Genomic DNA, 10,416 nt, shown 5'->3' with positions numbered 1-10,416 from the left:
GGGGGAGCGCCCCTGCGCCGATAATCCGGCCCCATGCGTGTTCGCTTCACCAAGATGCAGGGCGCGGGCAACGACTTTGTCGTGCTCGACGCCACCCACGCGCCACTGGCCCTGAGCACGGCCCAGTTGCGCCAGCTGGGTGACCGGCGCTTCGGCGTCGGCGCCGACCAGATACTCGTCGTCGAGGCCGCGACCCGGCCGGGCGTGGATTTCCGCTACCGGATCTTCAACGGCGCCACCGGCGCGGAAGTCGAGCACTGCGGCAACGGCGCGCGCTGCTTCGTGCGCTACGTGCGCGCGCACGGCCTGACCGAGCGCGACACGATCCGCGTCGAGACGATGAACAACCTGCTGGAGCTGCACCAGCAGCCCGACGGCCGCGTCACGGTCGACATGAACCGCCCGGTGTTCGACCCGAAGCGGGTGCCTTTCGACGCCGAGGGTCTGGTGCCGCGCGAGCTCAACGGGTTCGCGCTGTGGCCGCTGGACCTGCCCGACGACCGGCGCGAGCGCCGGCCCGGCGCGCGCCAGGTCGAGGTGGCCGTGCTGTCGATGGGCAACCCGCACGCGGTGCTGCGGGTGGACAACGTCAACGAGGCGCCGGTGGCCGAACTGGGGCCGATGATCGAGGCCCACCCGCGCTTCCCGCGCAAGGTCAACGTCGGCTTCATGCAGGTGCAGTCGCGCGCGCAGATCGCGCTGCGCGTGTTCGAGCGCGATGCCGGCGAGACGCTGGCCTGCGGCACCGGCGCCTGCGCGGCGGTGGTGGCGGGCATCCGCCTGGGCTGGCTGGACGCCAAGGTCGACGTGACGACGCGTGGCGGGCACCTGACGATCGAATGGGCTGGCGGTGACGCCCCGGTGCTGATGACCGGCCCGGCCGAGACGGTTTTTGAAGGGGAGATCGAGCTGTGATTTCGACCACCGGAGCCGGCGTGCAAGGCATTACCGAAGACGACATTGCCACCTACCTGGCCAACACGCCAGGCTTCTTCGAGCGACATGCCGAGTTGCTGGCGAGCATCCAGCTGGCCAACCCGCACGGCGGCCGTGCCGTTTCGTTGCAGGAGCGGCAGATGGACATGCTGCGCGAGCGCATCAAGGGCCTGGAGCGCCGCATCATCGAGATGATCCGCGCCGGCCACGACAACGAGGCGCTGGTCAACAAGATGCACCGCTGGACGCGGGCGGTGATGCTGGCCCGCAGCGCCAGCGTGCTGCCGCAGGTGCTGATCGAGGAGCTCAAGCACGAGTTCATGATCCCGCAGGCGGCGCTGCGCGTCTGGGGCGTCGCGCCGGCGCATGCCGGGCTGCCGTGGGCGCAAGCTGTCAGCGACGACCTGAAGACCTTCTCCGCCAGCCTGAGCGTGCCGTTCTGCGGCCTGAACTCCGGCTTCGAGGCGGCCCACTGGCTCAGTGCCGACGGCACGCCGGCGCAGTCGATCGCGCTGGTGCCGCTGCGCCTGGGGGCCGCGGCCGGCGAATGCTTCGGCCTGCTGGCGCTCGGCTCTCCCGATGCGCTGCGCTTCCAGAGCGACATGGGCACCGAGTTCCTGCAGCAGGTGGGCGACCTGGCCAGCGCCGCGCTCGCGCGTCTGCTCTCGGACTGACGGGGTCTGACCATGGCTGAGGCGGCCGCCCCGCTGCCCGAGCCGGCCGAGCACTACCTCGCGCACCTGCGCGCCGAGCGGCAACTTGCCGGGCGCACGCTGGCGCTGTACACCGACGCGTTGACGCGCCTGGTCCAGGGCGCCGCCGCCCTGCAGGTGGCGCCCGAATCGCTGCAGCCCCACCATGTGCGCATGCTGATGGCCCGGCTGCACGCCGGGGGGCTGGGCTCGCGCAGCCTGGCGCTGCTGCTGTCGGCCTGGCGCGGCTTCTACCGTTGGTGGGGGCTGCAGGGCGGCGTCAAGCTGAACCCGGTCGACGGCGTGCGCGCGCCCAAGGCAGCCAAGCCGCTGCCCAAGGCGCTGGCGGTGGACCAGGCGGTAGCACTCGCGTCGTACGAGCACAAGAGCAGCAAGGGAGGCGACGAGAGGGGCGACCCCGCGCTGCACGCGCGCGACCACGCGATCGTCGAGCTGCTGTACGGCAGCGGGCTGCGGGTGGGCGAGTTGGTCGGGCTGGATGTGCAGGCCAGCGGCTCGGCGGCCGGCTGGGTCGACCTGGCCGAGGCCCACGCGCAGGTGCGCGGCAAAGGCTCGAAATGGCGCGAGGTGCCGGTGGGCGGCGCGTCGCGCGAGGCGCTGGCCGCCTGGCTCGCGCTGCGGCCCGGCGTGGCGGCGACGGGCGAGCCGGCGCTGTTCGTCAGCCAGCGCGGCACGCGCTTGTCGGCGAGCCAGGTGCGCGCGCGGCTGAAGACGCTGGCGCTCGAAGCCGGGCTGCCGACCTCGGTGCACCCGCACATGCTGCGGCACAGCTTCGCCTCGCACCTGCTGCAATCCAGCGGCGACTTGCGGGCGGTGCAGGAGCTGCTCGGCCACGCCAACATCTCGACGACCCAGGTCTACACCAAGCTCGACTTCCAGCACCTGGCCAAGGTGTACGACGCGGCCCATCCGCGGGCGAAGAAGAAGACGCCCTGACGGCGCCGCGCCGGGCGCCGGCGGGGCCTATTTCGCGTTGGTCGAGTGCACCAGCGTGATGCGGCTGCCCTCGGCGTCGCCGCTGACGTCGACCATCACGTGTTCCTTGGCCTTCTCGTTCACGATCGACAGCTGCATGCCCTTGTCCTGCGCCGAGTCGATCACCGTCGCGCCCTCGCCGCGGGCCTTGAGCTGCTCGCGGTACCAGGCCGAGACCTTCTTCGCATCGTCGCTGCTGCGCAACTCGATCGAGACCATCTCGCCGCCGTCGTTCCTGATGCGGGTGCCGCCTTCGTCGGCGGGCTTGGCGCCGGGGTAGAAGGGGATCCCGACGTCCTTCTCGGCGAGCTGGGCCGAGCCCATCTCCATCTTGAAGGCCTTGCCGTGCTCGTCGGTGCCCTCGACGGTGGCACCGTTCTTGGACAGGTCGACCTTGGCGTTGCCGCCGTCCTTGTTGATCTGCGCCTCGATCATCTTCTCGGTGGCTTTCTCGCTGGCGACCTCGCTGACCTTGCCGCAACCGGCCAGGCCAAGGGCGAACGCAGTCAGGGTGGCGGCAGCCGGGCGAAAACGGGTCGACATCGAGAACTCCTCCTGCTGTACTGATAAGTGGTGGGCGACGATTGTGAAGCGCTGCGGGCGCCGCGCCGGCCTGCCGGGCGACTTGAAACTAGGGGGCGGCCGGAGTCGGCCAGGCCGCTATGCGCGCAGACAATCGCGCCTTCGCCGCCTCCACGAGAGACATGACGATGGGATGGACCCGAATCTGGCGGGCCGCGCTCGCCGCGGCGCTGATCGGCATCGGCACCACGAGTTTCGATGTGGCGCTGGCCGCCGCAACCCCCGTGGCCAGCGCCGTGGCACCTCGCCTGCCGATCCGCCCGGTCGACGACAGCTGGCACGCCAGCCTGCCGCGCGAGCCCGAGGCCGCGACCCGCGCCTACCTCGACCGCCTGTCGCCCGAGGCGCGCGCCCGCTCCGATGCCTATTTCGAGGGCGGCTACTGGCTGATCCTGTGGAACGCGCTGCTGGGCCTGGGCGTCAGCGCGCTGCTGCTGTGGACGCGGCCGTCGATCGCGGTGCGCGACTGGGCCCGCCGCGTCGCGCGCTGGCGCCCGCTGGCCGATGCGCTGTACGGCGGCTTCTATGCGGCGGCCACCTGGGGCTTGACGCTGCCGCTGACGATCTACCAGGGTTTCGTGCGCGAGCACGCCTATGGCCTGGCGACCCAGGGCTTCGCCGCCTGGTTCGCCGAGCGCCTGGTGGAACTGGCGGTGACGACGCTGATCATCGCGCTGTCGGTGTCGCTGCTGTACGGCGTGCTGCGCCTGGCGCGCGAGCGCTGGTGGATGTGGGCCACCGTCGTCGCGGTGGGCCTGATGGCCTTCGGCGCGCTGATTGCGCCGATCTGGATCGACCCGCTGTTCAACACCTACAAGCCGGTCGAGGACGGCCCGGTCAAGCGTGCGGTGCTGGCAATGGCGCGTGCCAACGGCGTGCCGGCCGACAACGTCTACGAGTTCGACGCGTCGCGCCAGACCACCCGCGTCAGCGCCAACGTCGCGGGCCTGGGCGGCACGGCCCGCGTGCGGCTGAACGACAACCTGCTGCGCCGATCGAGCGAGCCCGAGATCCGCGCGGTGATGGCCCACGAGATCGGCCACTACGCGATGAACCACGTGCCCAAGACGCTGGTGCAGTTCGGCGTGCTGTTCTTCGCCGCTTTCGCCTTCGCCGCCTGGGCGATGCGTCGGCTGCTCGCGCGCCACGGTGCACGCTGGCGGCTGCCGGGCGGCACCGAGGGCGTGACCGACGTCGGCTCGCTGCCGCTGCTGCTGGCGGTGCTGACGGCCTTCATGTTCGTCGCGACGCCGGTCACCAACACCATCGTGCGCACGATGGAGACCGAGGCTGATTTGTGGGCGCTGAACCTGGCGCGCGAGCCGCTCGGCCTGGCCGAGGTGATGCTGAAGCTGGCCGAATACCGCAAGACCGAGCCCGGGCCGATCGAGGAGTTCGTCTTCTTCGACCACCCCAGCGCCCACAGCCGCATCCTGGCCGCCATGCGCTGGCGCGAGCAGGCGCTGCCATAACCTCGCCAGGCTTGCAGCCCGTCGCCCGATCCTGCAGCCCGTCGCACCGGGCGGGACAGGCCTGGCGGGCCCGCCTACAGTGTCTTACATCACTAAGACACCTGCGAGGTGACCACGATGCCCACCTGGGACGACCGCCAGCCGATCTACCGGCAACTGGCCGACCGCCTGTCCGGCGCACTGCTCGATGGCGAGCCGCCCGAGGGCGAGCCGATGCCCTCGGTGCGGGCGCTGGCCGCGCAGTACATGCTCAATCCCCTGACCGTGGGCCGGGCGCTGCAGGCGCTGGCCGACGACGGGCTGCTGGACAACCGGCGCGGGCTCGGCCTGTTCGTGCGCTCCGGCGCACGCGACCGGCTGCGGGCCCTCGAACGCCAGCGCTTCCTGGAGCAGGAGTGGCCCCAGCTTCGAACGCGCCTGCGCCGCCTGGGCCTGCAGATGGACCAACTGAACTGGGAGGCATGACCAAATGACGACGCAAGACACGCTCATCCGGGCCGAGGCCTTGAGCCTGCACTACGGCAAGAAGCTGGCGCTGGACAGCCTGAGCTTCACGATCCCCCGGGGCCGCGTCGTCGGCCTGCTGGGCCACAACGGCGCCGGCAAGACCTCGCTGATGAAGGCGATGGTCGGCCTGCACGACCACGAGGGCCGGCTCGACGTGCTGGGCTTCGAGCCGCGGCGCGAGCGCGTCAAGCTGCTCGAGCAGGTGACCTACATCCCCGACGTGGCGATCCTGCCGCGCTGGGCCACCGTCGACCAGCTGATCGAGCTGATGACCGGCCTGCACCCGCGCTTCTCGGCCGAGCGGGCACGGGCGCTGCTGCGGCGCACCAGCGTCAAGACCGGCGACAAGGTCAAGTCGCTGTCGCGCGGCATGGTCGTGCAGACGCACCTGGCGCTGATCGCCGCGGTCGACGCGAAGCTGATGATCCTCGACGAGCCGACGCTGGGCCTGGACGTGCTCAGCCGCAAGGCTTTCTACGAGATGCTGATCGACGAATGGTGCGACGGCGAGCGCAGCGTGCTGATCTCGACCCACCAGGTCGAGGAGATCGAGGGCCTGCTGTCCGACGTGATGATGCTCAACGAGGGCAAGCTGGTGCTCGACATCCCGCTCGACCAGATCGACGATCGTTTCGTCGCGCTCAAGCACGACCCGCAGGCAGCCGAGGCGATCGCCGCCGCGCACCCGATCCTGCGCTACCGCCAGCAGGGCGAATCGGCCGCGCTGTTCGATGGCCACCCGCCGGCCGACGTGACCCGGCTCGGCCAGCGCATGCGGCCCAGCCTGGTCGACCTGTTCGTCGCGCTGACCCGCGCGCCCGAGATCAACCCGCAACGCTGAAAGCGCGCCAGGAGACCGACGATGCAAACCTTCAAGACCCTGCTGCTGCGCGAGTGGATGCAGCACCGCTTCGGCTGGCTGCTGCTGGGCAGCGTGCCGTTCGTGATCATGGTGCCGCTGATGAGCTTCGGCACGATCCAGTTCGGCGACGGCTCGCCGCCGCCGCCCGGCATGGTGGCGCTGATCGTGGCGATGGGCTACATCTTCTTGCTGCTCGTGCTGGCCGGCGGCGCCGTGGCGATCCAGGCGCCGGGCCTGGCGCGGCGCGACCGGCAGGACCGCTCGATCGAGTTCTGGCTGTCACTGCCCGTCGGGCATGCCCAGGCGATCGGCGCGACCTTGTTGATGCACCTGCTGGCGATGCCCTTGCTGCTGCTCGGCCTGGCCGCCGCAGGCAGCCCGGTGGCCGGCCTGATCGCCGAGGCCCGTGTGCACGGCGTGGCTTCGCTGGCGCAGATCCCCTGGGCGATGGTGGGCGCGGTCTTCGTGGCCGGCATCGCGCGGCTGGCGCTGGGCCTTGTCCTGGCGGCGCTGTGGCTGTCGCCGCTGCTGCTGGGCGCGATGGCGGCCTCGGCCTGGCTCAAGCGCTGGGGTGTGCCGGCGCTCGCGGCGGTGCTGGGCCTGGGCGGGCTGATCCTGGCGAAAGGCTATGACCAGCCGATCGTCCTGGACCTGATCGGCAGCTTGTTCCGCAACGCCGCGCGGGCCGTGGCGCCGATGGTGCTCGACGACAAAGCGCCCCCGGCGCTGGCCGATCTGCCCGGGATGCTGGGGCACGACGCGCTGGGCGCTCTGAGCGACCTGGCGAGCCCGCTGTTCGCGGGCGGTGTGCTGGTCGCCGCAGGCTGCTTCGCGCTGCTGGTCTGGCGCCGAAACCAAGACTGATCACCGGGTACCGCAGGCGACAATCACGCCATGAAAGTGATTCGCCTGCGTGACGGCAAGGAACGTTCGCTGCTGCGCCACCACCCCTGGGTCTTCGCCGGCAGCATCGCCAAGGGCCAGGCCGACGCCGGCGAGACGGTGCGCGTCGAGAGCCACGACGGCCGCTTCCTGGCCTGGGCCGCGTACTCGCCCAGTTCGCAGATCCGCGTGCGGGCCTGGACCTTCGACGAGGCCGAGCGTATCGACCACGCCTTCTTCCGGCGCCGCATCGCCGCCGCCGTCGCGCTGCGCCAGCGCCTGAATGTCGACAGCGACGGCGTGCGCCTGATCCACGGCGAGGCCGATGGCCTGCCCGGCCTGGTGGTCGACCGCTACGGTGACCTGCTCTCGGCCCAGTTCCTCTCGGCGGGCACCGAGCGCTTCAAGCAGGCCATCGCCGACGCACTGCTGCAGGCCACCGGCTGCACGCGGCTCTATGAACGCTCCGACTCCGGCGTGCGCACGCTCGAGGGCCTGCCGGCCGTCACCGGCTGGCTGCGCGGCGAGGGCGACACCGAAGTGACGATCCGCGAGCACGGCTGGCGCCTGACGCTGGATGTGCACGAAGGCCACAAGACCGGCTTCTACCTCGACCAGCGCGACAACCGCGCGCGCCTGGCCGGCTGGGTGCGCGGCTTCGGCATCAAGCGGGTGCTGAACTGCTACAGCTACACCGGTGGTTTCAGCGTCGCGGCGCTGGCCGGCGGGGCCGAGCAGGTGGTCAACGTCGATTCATCGGCCCCAGCGCTGGCGCGCGCCAGCGCCCATGTCGCGCTGAACGGCTTCGACGCCGCCCGCCACCAGGCCGTCGATGCCGATGTGAACGCCTACCTGCGCGAGGCGCTGAAGGATGGCGAGCGCTTCGACGCGATCGTGCTCGACCCGCCCAAGTTCGCACCGACCGCGGCGCACGCCGAGCGCGCCGCCCGTGCCTACAAGGACATCAACCGCCTGGGCCTGAAGCTGCTCGCGCCGGGCGGGCTGCTGCTGACCTTCAGCTGCTCGGGCGGCGTGGGGGCCGAGCTGTTCCACAAGATCGTCGCCGGCGCGGCGATGGACGCCGGCGCCGACGGCGCGATCCTCGCGCGGCTCGAAGGCGCGCCCGACCACCCGACGACGCTGATGTTCCCCGAGGGCGAGTACCTCAAGGGCCTGGCGATCCTCAAGCAGTAGCCCCGGCCGGCCGCACGGCGGCCGGCCGGGCCGGACCGTCGTTTGCCCCCCTTGCCTGCCACGGCGCGAACGGCCCACTGCCCCTTGGGGCTTGACCGGATCGCGCGCCTTATCGCACAGTGCAGTGGGGGTCAGGCAGGTATGGACGCAGAAGCGGTCAACTTGGCGGCAGGCAACGAGCGTCGGCGGCGGGCACGCCGTGGGCAGGGCGCACGCGAGTGGTTCGAGCGCCTGCTGGCGCGGGCCGACATCCGCGTTGGCGGCGACCGGCCCTGGGACATGCAGCTGCTGGCGCCGGACGTGCCCGAGCGCGTGCTCGGCCAGGGCACCGTGGGCCTGGGCGAGAGCTACATGGATGGCCACTGGACCGCCGAGCGGCTGGACCAGTTCTTCGACAAGCTGGTGCGCGCCCAGATGGCGCTGGGCAACCAGGGCCCGGCGGCGGCGACGCGGCCCCCGATGTGGCACCTGCTCAAGTCGCGCTGGCTGAACCGCCAGACCAAGCGCCGTGCCTGGGAGGTCGGCCAGCGCCACTACGACCTCGGCAACGACTTCTACGAAGCCATGCTCGACAAGCGCATGACCTACACCTGCGCCTACTGGAGCGGCGGCGCCGCCACGCTCGACCAGGCGCAGGAGGCCAAGCTCGAGCTGGTGTGCCGCAAGCTCGGCCTGCAGCCGGGCATGCGCGTGCTCGACATCGGCTGCGGCTGGGGCAGCTTCATGAAATACGCCGCCGAGCGGCACGGCGTGCAGTGCATCGGCGTCACGGTGTCGGCCGAGCAGGTGGCGCTCGGGCGCGAGCGCTGCGCCGGGCTGCCGGTCGAATTCCTGCTGCAGGACTACCGCGATCTGCCGGGCAAGGTCAGCCGCTTCGACCGCATCGTGAGCCTGGGCATGTTCGAGCACGTGGGGCACAAGAACTACGCGAGCTTCATGCACCTGGCCGAGAGCCTGTTGCAGCCCGAGGGGCTGTTCCTGCTGCACACCATCGGCCGCAACGAGCAGGGCGACGGCACCAACCCGTGGATCGACAAGTACATCTTCCCCAACGGCGAGCTGCCGACGATCGCGCGCATCGGCCGCGCCTGCGAGCAGCGTTTCGTCGTCGAAGACCTGCACAACTTCGGCGCCGACTACGACCGCACGCTGATGAGCTGGTTCGCCAACGTCGAGGCGGCCTGGCCGCGATTCGCCGAGCGGCTGGGCGAGCGCTTCCACCGCATGTGGACCTACTACCTGCTGTCCTGCGCCGGCGACTTCCGCGCGCGCGACATCCAGCTCTGGCAGTGGGTGCTGTCGCCGCGCGGCGTGCCGGGCGGCTACCGGCGGAGTACGTAGGCCCCCACACCATACAAGCCGGATCCGCGCACGCCACTTGGAGGGGGCGGCGCTTCGCGCGCCCCATTCAAGGCGCCTCGACCCGCGGGTCGAACTTGGCCCGCTTCAGCGCGAAGTAGGTCTTCACGTTTCGCACGTTCGCGTCCTGGGTAAACAGGCGCTGGGTGAAGGCGTGGAAGGCCGGCATGTCGGCCGCCCACGCGACCAGCACGACATCCGGCCCCGGCGAGACGCGCCAGCACTGCTGCACGGCCGGGTCGGCGACGGCGCGCGCCTCGAAGGCGGCCTGGTGCTCCTCGCCCTGGCGATCGAGCGTGATCTCGCAGATCGCGCTCAGGCCCCGGCCGGCGAAGCGCGGGGCGAGCAGGGCGGTGAAACGCTCGATGACCCCCAGCTCGCGCAGCCGCTTGACGCGGCGCAGCGCGGTGGCCGGCGAGACCTGCGCGGCCTCGGCCAGCGCCTGATTGGTCAGGCCGGCGTCGGCCTGCAACAGGTCGAGCAGGCGCCAGTCGAGGGCGTCCAGTGAGACGGATTCGTTCGTAGAGTTTGACACTTTGAATGATTATTCCATTCCTTCGAGGTGAAGGTTCTTGATTTCAATCATCGGCTGAAATTGAAAGCAGATTTCGTTTCCGCCGGCCTACGATGCCCGAACTTGCCGCCCTGCGGCCGAACCGAAAGAAAGAGCAACCACCATGTGCGGCATCGTCGGCGCCGTCAGCGCCCGCAACATCGTCCCCATCCTCGTGCAGGGCCTGCAGCGGCTCGAATACCGCGGCTACGACTCCTGCGGCGTGGCTGTCCACCAGGATGGGCAGCTTCGCCGCACCCGCTCGACCGAGCGCGTGGCCGATCTGCTGGCGCAGGTGGAGCACGACCACGTGGCCAGCGGCACCGGCATCGCCCACACGCGCTGGGCCACGCACGGCGCGCCGGCGGTGCACAACGCGCA

The 10,416-nt window shown here is 70.8% G+C and carries 11 protein-coding genes and 1 pseudogene; 10 read left to right on the top strand and 2 right to left on the bottom strand.

What is annotated here, in order from left to right; translation table 11 throughout:
* Nucleotides 1-33 precede the first annotated feature (33 nt).
* Genes dapF through VJ693_RS20435 form a run of 3 tightly spaced genes read left to right on the top strand, consistent with a single transcriptional unit; the run spans nt 34 to nt 2,585 of the window.
* Complete coding sequence (gene dapF, locus VJ693_RS20445; protein WP_324157220.1) at nt 34-915, top strand: diaminopimelate epimerase; 882 nt, start codon at nt 34-36, stop codon at nt 913-915.
* Between the two features lie 20 nt (nt 916-935).
* Entirely contained in the window at nt 936-1,610 is a 675-nt protein-coding gene (locus VJ693_RS20440) for a DUF484 family protein (protein ID WP_324157218.1), read from the top strand.
* Between the two features lie 12 nt (nt 1,611-1,622).
* Nucleotides 1,623-2,585 (top strand): tyrosine recombinase XerC, encoded by a 963-nt coding sequence (locus tag VJ693_RS20435; RefSeq protein ID WP_324157216.1) that lies wholly within the window; start codon nt 1,623-1,625, stop codon nt 2,583-2,585.
* A gap of 27 nt (nt 2,586-2,612) precedes the next feature.
* Here VJ693_RS20435 and VJ693_RS20430 read toward each other — a convergent pair whose 3' ends face one another.
* Entirely contained in the window at nt 2,613-3,167 is a 555-nt protein-coding gene (locus VJ693_RS20430) for a hypothetical protein (protein ID WP_324157214.1), read from the bottom strand.
* Nucleotides 3,168-3,334: 167 nt separating this feature from the next.
* Between VJ693_RS20430 and VJ693_RS20425 the strand changes: the two genes are divergently transcribed.
* From VJ693_RS20425 to cfa, 6 genes are all read left to right on the top strand, one after another.
* Nucleotides 3,335-4,678: a M48 family metallopeptidase gene (locus VJ693_RS20425; protein ID WP_324157213.1), complete on the top strand. Its 1,344-nt coding sequence runs from the start codon at nt 3,335-3,337 to the stop codon at nt 4,676-4,678.
* Between the two features lie 117 nt (nt 4,679-4,795).
* Complete coding sequence (locus tag VJ693_RS20420) at nt 4,796-5,143, top strand: GntR family transcriptional regulator (protein WP_324157211.1); 348 nt, start codon at nt 4,796-4,798, stop codon at nt 5,141-5,143.
* 4 nt (nt 5,144-5,147) lie between these two features.
* Nucleotides 5,148-6,026 (top strand): ABC transporter ATP-binding protein, encoded by an 879-nt coding sequence (locus VJ693_RS20415; protein ID WP_324157208.1) that lies wholly within the window; start codon nt 5,148-5,150, stop codon nt 6,024-6,026.
* 21 nt (nt 6,027-6,047) lie between these two features.
* A complete protein-coding gene (locus VJ693_RS20410) occupies nt 6,048-6,911 on the top strand; it encodes a hypothetical protein (RefSeq protein ID WP_324157206.1) in 864 nt (287 codons plus the stop codon).
* A gap of 30 nt (nt 6,912-6,941) precedes the next feature.
* Complete coding sequence (locus VJ693_RS20405; protein WP_324157204.1) at nt 6,942-8,123, top strand: class I SAM-dependent rRNA methyltransferase; 1,182 nt, start codon at nt 6,942-6,944, stop codon at nt 8,121-8,123.
* 141 nt (nt 8,124-8,264) lie between these two features.
* On the top strand, nt 8,265-9,464 hold the full coding sequence (gene cfa / locus VJ693_RS20400; protein WP_414652328.1) for a cyclopropane fatty acyl phospholipid synthase: 1,200 nt from the start codon (nt 8,265-8,267) through the stop codon (nt 9,462-9,464).
* A gap of 67 nt (nt 9,465-9,531) precedes the next feature.
* On the opposite strand, the gene VJ693_RS20395 is transcribed toward cfa, so the two are convergent.
* Entirely contained in the window at nt 9,532-10,017 is a 486-nt protein-coding gene (locus VJ693_RS20395; RefSeq protein ID WP_324157201.1) for an Lrp/AsnC family transcriptional regulator, read from the bottom strand.
* A 142-nt stretch (nt 10,018-10,159) separates the two neighbouring features.
* On the opposite strand from VJ693_RS20395, the pseudogene VJ693_RS20390 reads away from it, so the two are divergent.
* Nucleotides 10,160-10,416: pseudogene (locus VJ693_RS20390) on the top strand (glutamine--fructose-6-phosphate aminotransferase); the annotation flags it as partial.

The organism is Ideonella sp. (assembly GCF_035254525.1).
GTDB lineage: Bacteria > Pseudomonadota > Gammaproteobacteria > Burkholderiales > Burkholderiaceae_C > Ideonella.
The sequence above is the reverse complement of the archived record's forward strand: the minus strand, read 5'-3'. Positions and strand labels throughout refer to the sequence as shown.

Excerpts from the sequence above, each read along its gene's own strand:
- dapF (WP_324157220.1), top strand. The coding sequence starts at position 34 with ATGCGTGTTCGCTTCACCAAGATGCAGGGCGCGGGCAACGACTTTGTC.
- VJ693_RS20435 (WP_324157216.1), top strand. The coding sequence starts at position 1,623 with ATGGCTGAGGCGGCCGCCCCGCTGCCCGAGCCGGCCGAGCACTACCTC.
- VJ693_RS20430 (WP_324157214.1), bottom strand. The coding sequence starts at position 3,167 with ATGTCGACCCGTTTTCGCCCGGCTGCCGCCACCCTGACTGCGTTCGCC.
- VJ693_RS20425 (WP_324157213.1), top strand. The coding sequence starts at position 3,335 with ATGGGATGGACCCGAATCTGGCGGGCCGCGCTCGCCGCGGCGCTGATC.
- VJ693_RS20420 (WP_324157211.1), top strand. The coding sequence starts at position 4,796 with ATGCCCACCTGGGACGACCGCCAGCCGATCTACCGGCAACTGGCCGAC.
- VJ693_RS20415 (WP_324157208.1), top strand. The coding sequence starts at position 5,148 with ATGACGACGCAAGACACGCTCATCCGGGCCGAGGCCTTGAGCCTGCAC.
- VJ693_RS20410 (WP_324157206.1), top strand. The coding sequence starts at position 6,048 with ATGCAAACCTTCAAGACCCTGCTGCTGCGCGAGTGGATGCAGCACCGC.
- VJ693_RS20405 (WP_324157204.1), top strand. The coding sequence starts at position 6,942 with ATGAAAGTGATTCGCCTGCGTGACGGCAAGGAACGTTCGCTGCTGCGC.
- cfa (WP_414652328.1), top strand. The coding sequence starts at position 8,265 with ATGGACGCAGAAGCGGTCAACTTGGCGGCAGGCAACGAGCGTCGGCGG.